The organism is Streptomyces cyaneofuscatus (assembly GCF_042718795.1).
Lineage (GTDB): Bacteria > Actinomycetota > Actinomycetes > Streptomycetales > Streptomycetaceae > Streptomyces > Streptomyces cyaneofuscatus_A.
Genome location: NZ_JBHXOX010000034.1, coordinates 78483 through 95658, shown reverse-complemented (window position 1 = coordinate 95658; position 17176 = coordinate 78483). Strand labels below are relative to the sequence as shown.

The 17176-nt window shown below is 72.3% G+C and carries 15 protein-coding genes; 13 read left to right on the top strand and 2 right to left on the bottom strand.

Annotation, left to right across the window (positions count from 1 at the left end; genetic code table 11):
• Positions 1-196 precede the first annotated feature (196 nt).
• From ACFWRT_RS32080 to ACFWRT_RS32045, 8 genes are all read left to right on the top strand, one after another.
• Entirely contained in the window at positions 197-1303 is a 1107-nt protein-coding gene (locus ACFWRT_RS32080; protein WP_380953155.1) for a quinone-dependent dihydroorotate dehydrogenase, read from the top strand.
• Entirely contained in the window at positions 1300-2139 is an 840-nt protein-coding gene (gene pyrF / locus ACFWRT_RS32075; RefSeq protein WP_380953156.1) for an orotidine-5'-phosphate decarboxylase, read from the top strand. The genes ACFWRT_RS32080 and pyrF overlap by 4 nt, the downstream gene beginning before the upstream one ends.
• A gap of 244 nt (positions 2140-2383) precedes the next feature.
• The gene (locus ACFWRT_RS32070; RefSeq protein WP_003970367.1) at positions 2384-2707 is read left to right on the top strand and encodes an integration host factor; all 324 of its coding nucleotides are present in this window, start codon (positions 2384-2386) and stop codon (positions 2705-2707) included.
• Positions 2708-2768: 61 nt separating this feature from the next.
• Positions 2769-3362: a guanylate kinase gene (gmk, locus tag ACFWRT_RS32065; protein WP_356075633.1), complete on the top strand. Its 594-nt coding sequence runs from the start codon at positions 2769-2771 to the stop codon at positions 3360-3362.
• A 72-nt stretch (positions 3363-3434) separates the two neighbouring features.
• Positions 3435-3707: a DNA-directed RNA polymerase subunit omega gene (gene rpoZ, locus ACFWRT_RS32060; RefSeq protein WP_015607348.1), complete on the top strand. Its 273-nt coding sequence runs from the start codon at positions 3435-3437 to the stop codon at positions 3705-3707.
• A gap of 135 nt (positions 3708-3842) precedes the next feature.
• Positions 3843-5051, top strand: a complete 1209-nt coding sequence (gene coaBC, locus ACFWRT_RS32055; RefSeq protein WP_380953157.1) for a bifunctional phosphopantothenoylcysteine decarboxylase/phosphopantothenate--cysteine ligase CoaBC — start codon at positions 3843-3845, stop codon at positions 5049-5051.
• Between the two features lie 235 nt (positions 5052-5286).
• Positions 5287-6510 (top strand): methionine adenosyltransferase, encoded by a 1224-nt coding sequence (gene metK / locus ACFWRT_RS32050; RefSeq protein ID WP_380953158.1) that lies wholly within the window; start codon positions 5287-5289, stop codon positions 6508-6510.
• 138 nt (positions 6511-6648) lie between these two features.
• A complete protein-coding gene (locus ACFWRT_RS32045; protein ID WP_380953159.1) occupies positions 6649-8814 on the top strand; it encodes a primosomal protein N' in 2166 nt (721 codons plus the stop codon).
• Positions 8815-8881: 67 nt separating this feature from the next.
• On the opposite strand, the gene ACFWRT_RS32040 is transcribed toward ACFWRT_RS32045, so the two are convergent.
• Complete coding sequence (locus tag ACFWRT_RS32040; protein WP_380953160.1) at positions 8882-9451, bottom strand: hypothetical protein; 570 nt, start codon at positions 9449-9451, stop codon at positions 8882-8884.
• Between the two features lie 315 nt (positions 9452-9766).
• On the opposite strand from ACFWRT_RS32040, the gene fmt reads away from it, so the two are divergent.
• From fmt to ACFWRT_RS32020, 4 genes are all read left to right on the top strand, one after another.
• On the top strand, positions 9767-10699 hold the full coding sequence (gene fmt, locus ACFWRT_RS32035) for a methionyl-tRNA formyltransferase (protein WP_380953161.1): 933 nt from the start codon (positions 9767-9769) through the stop codon (positions 10697-10699).
• Between the two features lie 130 nt (positions 10700-10829).
• Positions 10830-12263 (top strand): RsmB/NOP family class I SAM-dependent RNA methyltransferase, encoded by a 1434-nt coding sequence (locus tag ACFWRT_RS32030; RefSeq protein WP_380953162.1) that lies wholly within the window; start codon positions 10830-10832, stop codon positions 12261-12263.
• A 158-nt stretch (positions 12264-12421) separates the two neighbouring features.
• On the top strand, positions 12422-13105 hold the full coding sequence (rpe, locus tag ACFWRT_RS32025; RefSeq protein WP_380953163.1) for a ribulose-phosphate 3-epimerase: 684 nt from the start codon (positions 12422-12424) through the stop codon (positions 13103-13105).
• 132 nt (positions 13106-13237) lie between these two features.
• Complete coding sequence (locus tag ACFWRT_RS32020) at positions 13238-14233, top strand: sugar-binding transcriptional regulator (RefSeq protein ID WP_380953164.1); 996 nt, start codon at positions 13238-13240, stop codon at positions 14231-14233.
• Between the two features lie 85 nt (positions 14234-14318).
• On the opposite strand, the gene ACFWRT_RS32015 is transcribed toward ACFWRT_RS32020, so the two are convergent.
• Positions 14319-15389, bottom strand: a complete 1071-nt coding sequence (locus ACFWRT_RS32015; RefSeq protein WP_380953165.1) for a terpene synthase family protein — start codon at positions 15387-15389, stop codon at positions 14319-14321.
• 319 nt (positions 15390-15708) lie between these two features.
• Here ACFWRT_RS32015 and ACFWRT_RS32010 point away from each other — a divergent pair, with 319 nt between their 5' ends.
• Positions 15709-17175, top strand: a complete 1467-nt coding sequence (locus ACFWRT_RS32010) for a GuaB1 family IMP dehydrogenase-related protein (protein WP_380953166.1) — start codon at positions 15709-15711, stop codon at positions 17173-17175.
• Position 17176 lies beyond the last annotated feature (1 nt).

The following is a 17176-nucleotide window of genomic DNA, read 5'->3' as shown; positions in this document are numbered from 1 at the left end:
GCCCGCTCCGTCCCGTGCCTGACCACCGTCCAGGCACTCGCCGCGGCCGTCCAGGGCATCGACGCCCTCAACGGCGGCGACGTCGGCGTCCGCTCACTCCAAGAACACGCCGAGCATCTGACAGCGGCCCGCGACTAGCAGCCCAGCAAGGGGGACACCGGAAACGGTGTCCCCCTCTCTGTGAGGACACCACTCCATGTACAAGTTCTTCTTCCGGCTGGTCTTCAAGCGGATGGACCCCGAGCAGGCCCACTACGCCGCCTTCCGCTGGATCCGCCTCGCCGCCCGCATCCCCGTCCTGCGCACCTTCGTCGCCGCCGCCCTCGCGCCCCGCTACAAGGAGCTGCGCACCGAGGCGCTCGGCCTGCGGATGCACGGCCCCTTCGGGCTGGCCGCAGGCTTCGACAAGAACGCCGTCGCGATCGACGGCATGGCGATGCTCGGCTTCGACCACATCGAGATCGGCACCGTCACCGGCGAACCGCAGCCCGGCAACCCCAAGCAGCGCCTCTTCCGCCTCGTCGCGGACCGTGCGCTGATCAACCGCATGGGCTTCAACAACGAGGGCTCCGCCGCCGTCGCCGCCCGTCTCGCCTCCCGTAACCCGGTCTTCCGCACCACGGTCGGCGTCAACATCGGCAAGACCAAGGTCGTGCCGGAGGCCGAGGCCGCCGCCGACTACGTGAAGTCCACCGAGCGGCTGGCCGCCCACGCGGACTACCTGGTCGTCAACGTCTCCTCGCCCAACACCCCGGGCCTTCGCAACCTCCAGGCCACCGAGTCGCTGCGCCCCCTGCTGACCGCCGTCCGCGAGGCCGCCGACCGCACCGTCACCGACCGCCGTGTACCGCTGCTCGTCAAGATCGCCCCGGACCTCGCGGACGAGGACGTGGACGCGGTCGCCGACCTCGCCGTGGAGCTGGGGCTCGACGGGATCATCGCCACCAACACCACCATCGCCCGCTCAGGGCTGAAGTCCGCCCCCGAACTGGTGGCCGAGACCGGCGGACTCTCCGGCGCGCCCCTCAAGGAGCGCTCCCTGGCGGTCCTGAGCCGCCTGTACGCCCGCGTCGGACCCCGGATCACCCTGGTGGGCGTCGGGGGCGTCGAGAGCGCCGAGGACGCCTGGCAGCGGATCCTGGCCGGTGCCACCCTCGTACAGGGCTACAGCGCCTTCATCTACGAGGGCCCTTTTTACGCACGCGCCATCCATAAGGGCCTCGCGGCCCGGCTCGCCGCATCCCCGTACGCCACCCTCGCCGAGGCTGTCGGCGCCGAGACCCGGAAGAAGGCCGCCCTGTGACCCTCGAACCCTTCGGCGCGCGGCTGCGCCACGCCATGGACACCCGCGGGCCGCTCTGCGTCGGCATCGACCCGCACGCCCCCCTGCTCACCTCCTGGGGGCTGAACGACGACATCGCCGGCCTTGAGCGCTTCACCCGGACCGTCGTGGAGGCGCTGGCCGACCGGGTCGCCGTCCTCAAGCCGCAGTCGGCGTTCTTCGAGCGGTTCGGCTCGCGTGGCATCGCCGTACTGGAGAAGGCCGTCGAGGAGGCGCGGGCCGCCGGTGCGCTGGTCCTGATGGACGCCAAGCGCGGCGACATCGGCTCCACCATGGGCGCCTACGCGGCGACCTACCTGGACAAGGACTCCCCGCTCTTCTCCGATGCCGTCACGGTCTCCCCGTACCTGGGCTTCGGGTCGCTGCGGCCGGCGCTGGACGCGGCCGCGGCCTCCGGGGCCGGCGTCTTCGTCCTGGCCCTCACCTCCAACCCGGAGGGCGACGAGGTCCAGCGCGCCACCGCCGCCGACGGCCGCTCGCTCGCCCAGTTGATGCTGGACCACATGGCGGCGGAGAACGCGGGGGCGGCCCCGCTCGGCTCGGTCGGTGCGGTGGTCGGGGCGACGCTCGGGGACGCGGGCGTGAACCTGGCGATCAACGGACCGCTCCTCGCGCCCGGCATCGGTGCCCAGGGGGCGACCCCGGCGGATCTTCCGGCGGTGTTCGGCGACGCGGTCGGCAACGTGGTGCCGAGCGTGAGCCGGGGCGTGCTGCGCCACGGTCCGGACGCGTCAGGGCTGCGCGAAGCGGCCGAGCGGTTCGCGGACGAGGTCCGCGATGCCGTCTCCGGCAGTTGACCCTGGCACGTTTACGGGTCCTTGACGAGTTACTGGCCGGAAACCCGGTGGTTATGCGGTAAATGTCCTGGTCGGCCAAGGCTGACCAGGACTTTTCGTCTGTTCTCGCTGACTACAGCGGCGCTGGCCGCTAGTCTCCGTCGAGAGCAGCCGGGCACAACGTGTCCGTCGCTCACCTGGTGGAGGGCGTCCAGCTTCCCCACCGGTCCGTATCCGACAGATCGATATCCGAGGTGACGTAGGCGTGGCTCTTCCGCCCCTTACCCCTGAACAGCGCGCAGCCGCGCTCGAAAAGGCCGCCGCGGCTCGCCGGGAGCGGGCCGAGGTCAAGAATCGACTCAAGCACTCCGGCGCCTCCCTCCACGAGGTCATCAAGCAGGGCCAGGAGAACGACGTCATCGGGAAGATGAAGGTCTCCGCCCTCCTGGAGTCGCTGCCCGGCGTCGGCAAGGTCCGTGCCAAGCAGATCATGGAGCGTCTCGGCATCTCCGAAAGCCGCCGGGTCCGCGGCCTCGGTTCCAACCAGATCGCATCCCTGGAGCGGGAGTTCGGCGGCAGCCCCGCCTGACGTCCGGCCGCCGATCCTTCCCGCGTTCCCAGGCACCCCTGGGAACCTGGATAATCGCCCCATGGCTGCAACATCCCGGGGGACGTCCCCCGTACCCCCGGACGTACGTCCGCGGCTGACCGTGCTCTCCGGCCCCTCCGGGGTCGGCAAGAGCACGGTCGTCGCCCATATGCGCACCGTGCACCCCGAGGTCTGGCTCTCCGTGTCGGCGACGACCCGTAAGCCCCGCCCCGGGGAGCGCAACGGAGTCCACTACTTCTTCGTCGACGACGAGGAGTTCGACAAGCTCGTCGCCAACGGTGAGCTGCTGGAGTGGGCCGAGTTCGCCGGCAACCGTTACGGCACGCCGCGCCGGGCCGTGCTCGACCGCCTGGAGGCGGGCGAGCCGGTCCTGCTGGAGATCGACCTCCAGGGCGCCCGGCTGGTCCGCCAGTCGATGGACGACGCGCGGCTGGTCTTCCTGGCTCCGCCGAGCTGGGAGGAGCTGGTGCGCCGGCTCACCGGCCGGGGCACCGAGGCGCCCGACGTGATCGAGCGCAGGCTCACCGCCGCCAAGGTCGAACTGGCCGCCGAGGCTGAGTTCGATACGACGCTCGTCAACACCTCCGTCGAGGATGTCGCACGCGAGCTGCTAGCCTTGATGCTTCAGGCCTAGATCCCCGCGATCGTTCAGAGCTCCTGACCGATCTCCTGATCTTTGATCTACACCCCCTTCGGAAGGCAGAGAGTGTCCTCTTCCATCACCACGCCCGAGGGCATCATCAACCCGCCGATTGATGAGCTCCTCGAGGCCACCGACTCGAAGTACAGCCTGGTGATCTACGCCGCCAAGCGCGCGCGTCAGATCAACGCGTACTACTCGCAGCTCGGCGAAGGTCTCCTCGAGTACGTCGGTCCGCTCGTCGACACCCACGTGCACGAGAAGCCGCTGTCGATCGCGCTCCGCGAGATCAACGCGGGCCTGCTGACCTCCGAGCCCATCGAGGGCCCCGCTCAGTAAGTCTTCTTCCCACCTCAGGCCCGGCGGCCCGTCCCGCCGGGCCTGAGGTGGGTCCGGGGCCGGGTGGGAGCCGACTCCGCGCGGTGAGGCAGCATGGGAGCTACGTTCTTACGTTGCCGAGTGCGGGGAGACGCAGTGGACAAGCCGAAGGTCGTCCTGGGGGTCAGCGGGGGCATCGCCGCCTACAAGGCGTGCGAGCTGCTGCGCCGGCTGACCGAGTCCGGGCACGATGTACGGGTCGTCCCGACCGCCTCGTCGCTGCACTTCGTCGGCGCCGCCACCTGGTCCGCGCTCTCCGGGCACCCCGTCTCCGACCAGGTCTGGGACGACGTCCACGAGGTGCCGCACGTGCGGATCGGGCAGGGCGCCGACCTCGTCGTCGTCGCCCCGGCCACCGCCGACATGCTGGCCAAGGCCGCCCACGGCCTCGCCGACGACCTGCTCACCAACACGCTCCTGACCGCCCGCTGTCCGGTGGTCTTCGCCCCCGCCATGCACACCGAGATGTGGGAGCACCCGGCCACCCAGGAGAACGTGGCCACCCTGCGCCGCCGGGGCGCCGTCGTCATCGAGCCCGCCGTGGGGAGGCTCACCGGCGTCGACACCGGCAAGGGACGGCTGCCCGACCCGGGCGAGATCTTCGAGGTCTGCCGCCGGGTGCTGGCGCGAGGAGTCGCCGAACCCGACCTCGCGGGCCGCCATGTGGTGATCAGCGCGGGCGGCACCCGCGAGCCCCTGGACCCGGTCCGCTATCTCGGCAACCGGTCCTCCGGCAAGCAGGGGTACGCGCTGGCGCGCACCGCCGTGGCCCGGGGCGCCCGCGTCACCCTGATCGAGGCCAATACCGGGCTGCCCGACCCGGCCGGCGCCGACGTCGTACGGATCGGTACGGCGGTCCAGCTCCGCGAGGCCGTCCTGGAGGCGGCCGCCGACGCGGATGTCGTGGTGATGGCGGCGGCCGTGGCCGACTTCCGGCCCGCCGCGTACGCCACCGGCAAGATCAAGAAGAAGGACGGCGAGGAGGCGCCCGTCGTTCCGCTCGTCCGCAACCCCGACATCCTCGCCGAGGTCGCCGCCGACCGGGCCCGGCCCGGACAGCTCGTGGTGGGTTTCGCCGCCGAGACCGACGACGTCCTCGCCAACGGCCGGGCCAAGCTCCGCCGCAAGGGGTGCGATCTGCTCGTGGTCAACGAGGTGGGGGAGCGCAAGACCTTCGGCTCCGAGGAGAACGAGGCGGTCGTCCTCTCCGCCGACGGAACGGAGACCCCCGTGCCGTACGGACCCAAGGAAGCGCTCGCCGACACGGTCTGGGATCTGGTTTCGGGAAGGTTCCCACAGATGTGACAATCAACCCTCCGGCCGAGCCAGAGCGGTTCATAACGGGATGTAACCACCGTCCGAAACGGTGGATTATCCTTCAGGTGTCCGCCGTGTCACGGGCTGTCGCGCTCCAAAGGGCGAGACACATGCCCCGGCCGCCGGGTGTGACCGATAAACTGGTCGACGGTACGTGCCGAGCGCAGCTCTCGGCCGTGCCACCCATGATCAGCCAGCAGCCGCTGCAACCCCAGGGAGCGATGTGTCCCGCCGTCTCTTCACCTCGGAATCTGTCACCGAGGGTCACCCCGACAAGATCGCTGACCAGATCAGCGACACGATCCTCGACGCGCTCCTGCGCGACGACCCCGCCTCGCGCGTCGCCGTCGAGACCTTGATCACCACCGGTCTGGTGCATGTCGCGGGCGAGGTCACGACCAAGGCCTACGCCGACATCCCCAACCTCGTGCGCAACAAGGTGCTGGAGATCGGCTACGACTCCTCCAAAAAGGGCTTCGACGGTGCCTCCTGTGGCGTCTCGGTCTCCATCGGCGCGCAGTCGCCGGACATCGCGCAGGGTGTCGACACCGCTTACGAGAAGCGGGTCGGGGGTGCCGCCGCGGGTGGAGAGGTCGACGAGCTCGACAAGCAGGGCGCCGGCGACCAGGGCCTGATGTTCGGGTACGCCTGCGACGAGACCCCCGAGCTCATGCCGCTCCCGATCCACATCGCGCACCGCCTCTCGCGGCGCCTGTCCGAGGTGCGGAAGAACGGGACCATCCCCTACCTCCGCCCCGACGGCAAGACCCAGGTCACCATCGAGTACGACGGTGACAAGGCGGTCCGTCTGGACACCGTGGTCGTCTCCTCGCAGCACGCCAGCGACATCGACCTGGACTCGCTGCTCGCGCCCGACATCCGCGAGTTCGTCGTCGAGCACGTGCTCACGCAGCTCGTCGAGGACGGCATCAAGCTGGACACCGAGGGCTACCGCCTCCTGGTGAACCCGACCGGCCGCTTCGAGATCGGCGGCCCGATGGGCGACGCGGGCCTCACCGGCCGCAAGATCATCATCGACACCTACGGCGGCATGGCCCGCCACGGCGGCGGCGCCTTCTCCGGCAAGGACCCCTCCAAGGTCGACCGCTCGGCGGCGTACGCGATGCGCTGGGTCGCCAAGAACGTGGTGGCCGCCGGTCTCGCCACCCGCTGCGAGGTCCAGGTCGCCTACGCGATCGGCAAGGCCGAGCCGGTCGGTCTCTTCGTCGAGACCTTCGGCACCGCCGCCGTCGACACGGAGAAGATCGAGAACGCGATCGGTGAGGTCTTCGACCTTCGCCCGGCCGCGATCATCCGTGACCTCGACCTGCTGCGCCCGATCTACGCGCAGACCGCCGCGTACGGGCACTTCGGCCGCGAGCTCCCCGACTTCACCTGGGAGCGCACCGACCGCGTGGACGCCCTCCGCGCGGCTGCCGGTCTCTAGCAGCGCAGTGCACGACAGCGGGGCCCGGACACCGAACGCGGTGGCCGGGCCCCGCTGCTCTGCTGTTCTGCTCTTCTGCTGCTTTGGGTGCTCTGCGCGGGGCCGACGCTGTCAGTGCCGTCTGGTAGGAATTTGGCTGTGAGCAGCGAGAGCGAGCAGTCCGCCGATCCGGGAGCCGGGGCGGCCGAGCCCGGGGCCGGAGCGCCGGAGCAGCTTGCGCTGATCCGGGAGACCGTGCGCCAGGCCAAGGTGCCCCGCGCCAAGCCGCGCACCTGGCGCGGCGCCCCGCTCGCCGAGGAGCTGCCCGTGGCCCGGGTGCTGGTCAACAAGGGCGTGCTCCACCTCGACCAGTTCTTCGACTACGCGGTCCCCGAGGAGCTGGACGCCGACGCCCAGCCGGGCGTGCGGGTGCGGGTGCGGTTCGGCGCCGGACGCCACAACGTGCAGGGCGGGCGGCGCGAGGGCGGCGGCCTCATCGACGGGTTCATCGTCGAGCGCCGCGCCGAGTCCGACTACCAGGGCACGCTGGCCGCCCTCGCCTATGTGGTCTCCCCGGAGCCGGTCCTCGGGCCCGAGTTGCTCGCCCTCTCCCGCGCGGTGGCCGACCGGTACGCGGGCAGCCTCGCCGACGTCCTCCAGCTCGCCGTCCCGCCGCGCAACGGCCGCGCCGAGTCCAAGCCCTCCCCGGAGCCGCTGCCGCCGCCCCCGCCCCCGGAGCCGGGCACCTGGGAGCGGTACGGACAGGGCCCCGCCTTCCTCCGGGCCCTGGCCGAGGGCGGCACGCCCCGAGCCGTCTGGACGGCCCTGCCGGGACCCCACTGGCCCGCCGAGATCGCCCGAGCCGTCGCGGCCACGCTCTCCTCGGGGCGCGGCGCGCTCGTCGTCGTCCCGGACGGACGGGTCGCGGGCCGCGTGGACGCCGCCCTGACCGAGGTGCTCGGCGCAGGCCGGCACGCCCTGCTCACCGCAGACTCCGGCCCCGAGAAGCGCTACCGCCAGTGGCTGGCGGTGCGCCGGGGCTCGGTACGGGCGGTCGTCGGCACCCGCGCCGCCATGTTCGCCCCCGTCCGGGACCTCGGCCTGGTCGCCGTCTGGGACGACGGGGACTCCAGCCACAGCGACACCAACGCCCCCTTCCCGCACGTGCGCGAAGTCCTGGAGCTGCGGGCCGCCCAAGGCCGGTGCGCCTTCCTGCTCGGCTCCACGAGCTGCACGGTGGAGGCCGCCCAGCTCGTCGAGAGCGGCTGGGCTCTGCCCCTCCTCGCGGACCGGGAGCAGCTACGGCGGGCCGCGCCCCTCATCCGTACGGTCGGGGACGGCGAGCTGGCCCGGGACGGCGCCGCCCGCTCCGCCCGGCTGCCCAGCCTCGCCTGGCAGACCGTGCGCGACGGCCTGCGCAGCGGCCCGGTGCTGGTCCAGGTGCCCCGCCGGGGTTACGCGCCCCGCCTCGCCTGCGAGCGCTGCCGCACCCCCGCCCGCTGCCGGCACTGCGCGGGCCCCCTGGAAGCCCCGGACCAGCAGGATCTGAACTGCGCCTGGTGCGGGCAGGCCGAGCGGGCCTGGCACTGCGCGGAGTGCGGCTCCAACCGGCTGCGCGCCCAGATCGTCGGCGCCCGCCGCACCGCCGAGGAGCTGGGCCGGGCCTTCCCCGCCGTGCCCGTCCGCACCTCGGGACGCGACCACATCCTCGACGCGGTCCCGGCCGCCCCCGCGCTGGTCGTCTCCACACCCGGCGCCGAGCCCGTCGCCGAGGGCGGCTACGCGGCGGCGCTGCTCCTGGACGGCTGGGCCATGCTCGGCAGGCCCGACCTGCGGGCGGGGGAGGAGGCGCTGCGCCGGTGGACGGCGGCGGGGGCACTCGTACGGGGGCAGGACGAGGGCGGCACGGTGGTGATCGTCGCCGAGCCGACGCTGCGCCCGGTGCAGGCGCTGGTCCGCTGGGACCCGGCCGGATTCGCCCGGCGTGAGCTGGCGGACCGGGCCGAGCTGCGCTTCCCGCCGGTCTCCCGGATGGCGTCGGTGACCGGCCCCGCCGAGGCCCTGGCGTCCTTCCTCGCGGCTGCCGATCTGCCGCCGGAGGCCGAGCTGCTGGGACCGGTGCCGGTCCCGTCGGCCGAGCCGGGGCGCCCGCGCAGGCCCTCGGACGCGCCGCCCGGCGAGAGCTGGGAGCGCGTGCTGGTCCGGGTGGTGCCCGGCCGCGGAGCGGCACTCGCGGGTGCGCTGAAGACGGCGCAGGCGGCGCGTACGGCCAAGGGCGGGGGAGACCAGGTGCGGATCAGGATCGATCCGCCGGACATCGGGTGAGTGCCCTGCGGGTGAGAGGGGCGGCGGGCCGGGGAGACCGCCGCTCCGGTTACGTACGGCCCGGTGGTCAGCCGTTGCGCGGGCCGGGGAAGGCCCCGGGGCGCAGCTCCTCACGGACCGGCTGCTGGCCCGTCGACGGCTGCGGCGGCATCGAGCGGGCCGCGGGTACGGAGGGCACCGGGGAGGCGGCGCCGCCGGAGGGTGACCCCGGCAGGCCGGGGCCCACGGAGAGCGGGCGAGGCGTCGTCGCGCTGTCGGCGCCCGTCTCGGCGGCCGCGGACTGCGCGGTGGCCCGGCGCGTTCCGTAACGGCGGTGCACCGCCTGCTTGGTGACGCCCAGGGCCGAGCCCACCGCGTCCCAGGAGAAGCCGAGCGAGCGGTCGAAGTCCACCGCCGCGGTGACCAGGGTCTCGACGCTGTCCCGCAGTTCCTGGGCGAGGCGGACGGTGGGGGCCGGGGCCCTGCCGTAGACGACGAAGCCCGCGGAGGGGCCGGAGCGGCGCGGGCGGTAGACGTTGCCCAGCTGGGCGGTGAGTGTGCGCAGCGCGTCCACCTGCCGCCGGACCCGCTCGATGTCCCGCACCAGGAGATGCAGACTGGCCCGCGCTTGGGCGTCGTGGGTTGCGTGGTCGGCCATGAAGAAGCCTCTCGAACCGGCGTTGAAAGGGATCGGGCCGCATCGGGGCGGCCCGCTTCGGTCAATCTCCTTTGACCAACGCCGGAGCCGGTATGTGGTCACGCTATCGGGGCGTATGTGCATATGCACGGGGCGTGCGCGGCGCACGCGCGCCCCCTGGTCGCCGCCCCCGCAAGCGGAGTCGCGGTCCCTCGCAAGGGGAGCGGCCGGGCTCCGATCGGCCGGGCAGCCTAGACTGGTGTGCTGCTCGTCACCGTACGTCCTGGCCCCGCAGGGCCCGAAAGTCCGAGAAGCCCGAGAGGCAGTCAGCCACCCATGAAGCTCGTCTTCGCCGGCACCCCCGAGGTCGCCGTCCCCGCCCTGGACGCCCTGATCGCCTCCGACCGCCATGAGGTGGCCGCCGTCGTGACCCGGCCCGACGCCCCCGCCGGGCGCGGCCGCCGACTGGTGGCCAGCCCGGTGGCCGAGCGGGCGGCGGAGGCCGGGATCGAGGTCCTCAAGCCGGCGAGGCCCCGGGACGAGGAGTTCCTCGCCCGGCTGCGCGACATCGCGCCGGACTGCTGCCCGGTCGTCGCCTACGGGGCCCTGCTGCCCAAGGTGGCCCTGGACGTGCCCGCCCGGGGCTGGGTCAACCTGCACTTCTCGCTGCTGCCCGCCTGGCGCGGCGCCGCCCCCGTACAGCACTCCCTGATGGCCGGGGACGAGGTGACCGGCGCCTCGACCTTCCTGATCGAGGAGGGGCTCGACTCCGGACCGGTGTACGGGGTCCTCACCGAGGAGATCCGCCCCACCGACACCAGCGGCGACCTGCTCACCCGGCTCGCCTTCGCCGGTGCCGGGCTGCTCGCGGCCACCATGGACGGCATCGAGGACGGCACCCTGCACGCCGTGCCCCAGCCGCACGACGGCGTCACCCTGGCCCCGAAGATCACCGTGGAGGACGCCCAGGTCACCTGGTCGGCCCCCGCCCTCCGCGTCGACCGCGTGGTGCGCGGCTGCACCCCCGCGCCCGGCGCGTGGACCCTGTTCCGGGGCGAGCGGCTCAAGCTCATCCAGGCGACGCCCGTCCTGGACCGCACCGACCTGGCGCCCGGCGAGCTCTCGGCGGCGAAGAACAACGTGTACGTTGGCACCGGCTCGCACGCCGTCGAGCTGCTCTGGGTCCAGCCGCAGGGCAGGAAGCCGATGAAGGCCGCCGACTGGGCGCGCGGCGTCCGCATCGTCCACGGCGAGCTGCTGGGGTCGTAGAGCCTGCCGTACGGGAGAGCGTCGAACCCTGCGTACGAGAGGGCCGTAGAACCTCCCGTACGGGCGCCCGGGGACGGCGACGTACGCTGGGAGGGTTCGACCCCCTCACCATCAGCGGAGCACCTTTCACGTGAACGACCAGCCGCGTCGCCGTCCCGCCAAGCCCCACCGCCGCCCACAGAAGGACCCCGTCCGGTTCCTCGCCTTCGAGGCGCTGCGGGCGGTCGACGAGCGGGACGCGTACGCCAACCTCGTCCTGCCCCCGCTGCTGAAGAAGGCCCGCGCCAAGGGCGACTTCGACGGGCGGGACGCGGCGCTGGCGACCGAGCTGGTCTACGGGACGCTGCGCCGCCAGGGCACGTACGACGCGATCGTGGCGGCCTGCATCGACCGGCCGCTGCGCGAGGTCGACCCGCCGGTCCTGGACGTCCTGAACATGGGCGTCCACCAGTTGCTCGGCACCCGTATCCCCACCCACGCGGCCGTCTCCGCCAGTGTGGAGCTGGCCCGGGTGGTGCTGGGCGAGGGGCGGGCGAAGTTCGTCAACGCGGTGTTGCGCAAGGTGACCGCGCACGACCTGGACGGCTGGGTGGAGAAGGTCGCGCCCTCGTACGAGGAGGACGCCGAGGACCACCTCGCCGTCGTCCACTCGCACCCGCGCTGGATCGTCTCGGCGCTCTGGGACGCGCTGGGCGGCGGCCGCGCCGGGATCGAGGACCTCCTGGAGGCCGACAACGAGCGGCCCGAGGTGACCCTGGTGGCCCGCCCCGGCCGCTCCACCACCGACGAGCTGGTCGAGGCGCTCGGCGACGAGAACGCGCTGCCGGGCCGCTGGTCCCCGTACGCCGTCCGGATGGCCGAGGGCGGCGAGCCCGGCGCGCTCACGGCGGTCCAGGAGGGGCGGGCGGGCGTCCAGGACGAGGGCAGCCAGCTTGTGGCCGCCGCGCTCGCCGCCGCCTCCGTGGAGGGCCGGGACACCCGCTGGCTGGACGGCTGCGCCGGCCCCGGCGGCAAGGCCGCCCTGCTGGCCGCGCTCGCCGCCGGCCGGGGTGCGACCCTGCTCGCCGCCGAGAAGCAGCCGCACCGCGCCCGGCTGGTCGAGCGGGCGCTCGCCGGCAACCCGGGTCCGTACCAGGTGGTCACCACCGACGGCACCCGACCGCCGTGGCTGCCCGGCACCTTCGACCGCATCCTGATGGACGTGCCGTGCTCCGGTCTGGGCGCGCTGCGCCGCCGCCCGGAGGCCCGCTGGCGGCGCCGCGCCGAGGACCTGGAGAGCTTCGCGCCGCTCCAACGCGGGCTGCTGCGCGAGGCGTTGAAGGCCGTGCGGGTCGGGGGCGTCGTCGGCTACGCGACCTGCTCGCCGCACCTCGCGGAGACCCGGGTGGTCGTCGAGGACGTCCTGAAGGGGCGTGGCGGCGAGCCGGTGGAGGCCGAGTGGGTCGACGCCCGTCCGCTGATGCCGGGGGTGCCCGCGCTCGGCGACGGGCCCGACGTCCAGCTCTGGCCGCATCTGCACGGGACGGACGCCATGTATCTCGCTCTGCTGCGCAGGACCGGCTGAATATCGCCCGTCAGAGGGGTCTATGGGGGCCTTCCTCGTCGGCAAAGGAACAGTAAAGCGCAGGCAAAATGCGCAGAATGTGCAAACTGTGATGGCCGGGTGAGCCTTCGGCGACCGCCGAGGCGGGGAACCGGCGCGGAACGTGGCAGGCTTGGGGCATGGCGCAGATCAACCCCAGCATCCTGTCCGCCGATTTCGCGCGTCTCGCCGAGGAGGCGAAGGCCGTCGAAGGCGCGGACTGGCTCCATGTCGACGTGATGGACAACCACTTCGTGCCCAACCTGACCCTCGGCGTGCCGATCGTCGAGGCGCTCGGGAAGGCCACGGACACCCCGCTGGACTGCCACCTCATGATCGAGGACCCGGACCGCTGGGCCCCGAGTTACGTGGAGGCGGGCGCCGGCTCGGTCACCTTCCACGTGGAGGCCGCGGCGGCCCCGGTGCGCCTGGCGCGGGAGATCCGGGCGAAGGGGGCGCGGGCGTCGATGGCGCTCAAGCCCGCGACGCCCATCGAGCCGTACGAGGACCTGCTCCCCGAGCTCGACATGCTGCTGATCATGACGGTCGAGCCGGGCTTCGGCGGCCAGGCCTTCCTGGACATCATGCTGCCGAAGATCCGGCGCACCCGGGAGCTGATCTCCAAGCACGGCCTCGAACTCTGGCTCCAGGTCGACGGCGGGGTCTCCGCCTCCACGATCGAGCGGTGCGCCGAGGCGGGCGCCGATGTGTTCGTCGCGGGTTCGGCGGTGTACGGGGCCGAGGACCCGGCGGCGGCGGTGCGGGGTCTGCGGGCGCAGGCGGAGGCGGTCACGGCCGCCGCGCCCTGGGCATGCGGCCACTGAACAACGGGCAGATGAACGCGGCCCGACGGGGCCGATCAAGGATCGCCGGATCTGACAGGATGACGGCGTATCGGGCGTGTGAACAGCAGTGAGGAGATCGCGGTGTCTGGCATCTCGGCGGGTCGGTCAGCCATGCGGATGGGACCCGCGGAGCTGGTGCAGGCGGCGGCCATGGCCCGCCGGTTCTACCTGGAGGGCAAGTCCAAGATCCAGATCGCCGAGGAGTTCGGCGTCAGCCGCTTCAAGGTGGCCCGGGTCCTGGAGACCGCCCTGGAGCGTGATCTCGTACGGATCGAGATCCGGGTGCCGGCCGAGCTGGACGCCGAGCGCTCCGACGCGCTCCGGGCCCGCTACGGGCTGCGCCACGCGGTCGTCGTGGAGTCCCCGGCCGAGGAGCAGGACGACGCCCCCGACCCGGAGAACCTGGGCGAGGTCGCGGCCGACCTCCTCGGCGAGCTGGTGGCCGAGGGCGATGTGCTCGGCCTGGCCTGGGGCCGCTCGACCATCCACATGGCGGCGGCGCTCGACCGGCTGCCGCCCTGCACGGTCGTCCAGCTGACCGGGGTCTACGACGCGGGCACCGCCGAGCGCGGCTCCGTCGAGGCGGTCCGCCGCGCCGCCCAGGTCTCCGGCGGCGAGGCCCACCCCATCTACGCCCCGATGCTGCTGCCCGACCCGGCCACGGCCGCGGCCCTGCGCGAGCAGACGGGCATCGCCCGCGCCTTCGAGTACTTCGACAAGGTGACGGTCGCCGCGGTGTCCATCGGCTCCTGGGAGCCGGGCATCTCCACGGTCCACGACATGCTCTCCGACGAGGAGCGCGCCCACTACGCCTCGCTCGGCGTCGCCGCCGAGATGTCCGCGCACCTCTTCGACGCCGACGGCCGCAGAGTCGGCCGCGACCTGGGTGAGCGCTGCATCACCGTGGAGGCGGACCGGCTGCGCCGGATCCCCGAGGTGGTGGCGATCGCGGGCGGCCTGCGCAAGGCGGCCGCGATCGGCGCCGTACTGCGCTCGGGCCTGGTCACCAGCCTGGTGACGGACACCGCCGCCGCCGACTATCTGCTCACCGAGTCGCCGGCCGGGGTCCGCCCGGCGCTGGAGCGGGCCGACCCGGACGGGGAGTGAGGGAACGCTGTCGGAAGGAGGCCGGGCACCCTCAGGGGTCCCCGGCCTCCTCACGTAACGGCTCAGCTCCGGCCTGCGTAACGCCTCAGCCCTGCCGCGGAACCTCCGCCGCGCACGGCGCCGCGGTCTCCGCGTGGTCGGGCGCTATGCCCAGCACGGTCTCCTCCAGATACTCCTGGGGCTCCTCGTACTGGCCCACGTCGGCCGGGTTGTAGCGCGGGGTCTGGCGCGACCAGTCCAGGTTCCCGCGCATCCAGCTGCGCATCCCTTCGAGGTACGGCACCAGCGTGCCGGTCAGTTCCGGATACAGCTCCAGCAGCTCGTCCTCGGCGGTCAGGAACCGCTCCGTCTCCAGCGCCAGTCGCTCCGCGACATGGTCCAGCGCCTGCTGCTCGCCGAGGCCCCGGTGGTGGCGGACCAGGTGGACGAGGTTGTGGATCTCGCCGAGCACCTGCTCCTTCTCGAAGGAGTAGACGTCGTTGGCCCAGCACACGTGGTTGCAGGAGGCTTCCAGGGCGGTGATGAACCGGGGGTCGTTGTGGAGCGACTCCGGAGCCTCGATGCCGGTGACGATCTCTATGAGGTCCATGCAGACGTGGATGGCCCCGGTGTGCCGCCGCTTGGCGATGTACGTCTCCTCGGACGGCACCACGTCGTCCGCGCGGTTGCCCGCCTCCCAGGTGGTGGCCGTTGTGAGGTAGGTGATCAGATGCCAGGCGAACCGGGTCCGCCAGTGGGGAGGCGCGTTCGGCGTCGTACGTTCCCACAGGTCCATCAGGGCGATCACGGCGGCCGGGAGATCCTCGCCCGGCAGGGGGCTCGGAGCGGCGCCGTCCACGACGGCGCGCATCCGCTCCACCACGGCGCGCACCAGCTCGGGGGAGCGGCCCAGGTGGCCGTCGTCGAGCTGGTCGTCGACGAGGAAGAGCCAGACGAACCAGTCGGCCACCAGATCGAGGTGTTCCGGACCGGCCGTCGGGTAGACCATGCCGACGAACGCGCCGAAATCGGCTTGTTCGAAGCGGTTCATCGCGGACTCGCGGTGCACCAGGCCCGTCTGTCTGATCCAGGTGGCCAGGTGACCGCGTGTGTGCCCGACGTGCGGATTCGTCCGCTGGGGGAACGGGCAGTAGATGTCCGGCAGTTCGCTGTCCACAGGCGGATCGGGATCCTCTCCGGTCAAACGGTGTGCCGGGGCTGCCGATGTGCCGGAGCGACACCTCGGACACCCCCGAGACCTGCGGCTTTGAAGCTACCTGACCCCTTGTCACCGGGTCCAGGGATGGTGATCACGAATGAATCGAATCCCGTTCGGGTAGAGTCCGTGGGTAAGGCAGGTTCCACTTGCCCGGGACCCCCCGACCGCCTCCCTGGAGGCCTCCAAGAAGCTTTTGGAGGAACAGACGAACGCGGGGGTCTTTTGCTGTGTCTTCGTGGAAGCGACCTGCGCCGTTTCGTATGAAAAAATGAGTTTTATGCGCTTTCTTGAGCCGGGCACCGGTCGCTACACAGACTCCTCCGTGGTTCCGTACGACCTCACGTACGACGACGTCTTCATGGTCCCGGGCCGTTCCGCCGTCGGATCCCGCCAGGCGGTGGACCTTTCCTCGCCCGACGGCACGGGGACGACGATCCCGCTCGTGGTCGCCAACATGACCGCCATCGCGGGCCGCCGGATGGCCGAAACCATCGCCCGCCGCGGCGGTCTCGTCGTCATCCCCCAGGACATCCCGATCGAGGTCGTCACCGACGTCATCACCTGGGTCAAGACGCGCCACCTCGTCCTGGACACCCCGATCGAGCTGGCCCCCGGCCAGACCGTCGCCGACGCGCTCTCCCTGCTGCCCAAGCGGGCGCACGGCGCGGGTGTCGTCGTGGACGAGGACCGCCGTCCCGTCGGCGTCGTCACCGACCACGACCTGACCGGCGTCGACCGCTTCACCCAGCTCTCCGAGGTCATGTCCAAGGACCTGGTGGTCCTGGACGCGAACATCGACCCGCGCGACGCCTTCAACAAGCTCGACGGCGCCAACCGCAAGCTCGCCCCCGCCGTGGACGAGGACGGCCGGCTCGTCGGCATCCTCACCCGGAAGGCCGCCCTGCGCGCCACCCTCTACACTCCCGCAACCGACGACCGGGGGCGGCTGCGCATCGCGGCCGCCGTCGGCATCAACGGCGACGTGGCGGGCAAGGCCAAGCAGCTCCTGGACGCGGGCGTCGACACCCTCGTCGTGGACACCGCCCACGGCCACCAGGAGTCCATGATCGCCGCGGTGAAGGCCGTACGGGCGCTGGACCCGCAGGTCCCGATCGTCGCGGGCAACATCGTCGCCGCCGAGGGCGTGCGCGACCTGATCGAGGCCGGAGCCGACATCATCAAGGTCGGCGTCGGCCCCGGCGCCATGTGCACCACCCGGATGATGACCGGCGTCGGCCGGCCGCAGTTCTCCGCCGTCCTGGAGTGCGCCGCCGAGGCGAAGAAGCACGGCAAGCACGTCTGGGCCGACGGCGGCGTCCGCCACCCGCGCGATGTGGCCATGGCGCTCGCCGCCGGCGCGTCCAACGTGATGATCGGCTCCTGGTTCGCCGGGACGTACGAGTCGCCCGGCGACCTCCAGCAGTCCGCCGACGGCCGCTACTACAAGGAGTCCTTCGGGATGGCCTCCGCGCGCGCCGTGAAGAACCGCACCTCGGACGAGTCCGCGTACGACCGGGCCCGCAAGGCGCTCTTCGAGGAGGGCATCTCCACCTCGCGGATGTTCCTCGACCCGACCCGCCCGGGCGTCGAGGACCTGATCGACTCGATCATCGCGGGCGTCCGCTCCTCCTGCACCTACGCGGGCGCGGCCTCCCTGGAGGAGTTCGCCGAGAAGGCGGTCGTCGGCGTCCAGAGCGCTGCCGGATACGCCGAGGGCAAGCCGCTGCACGCCAGTTGGAGTTGAT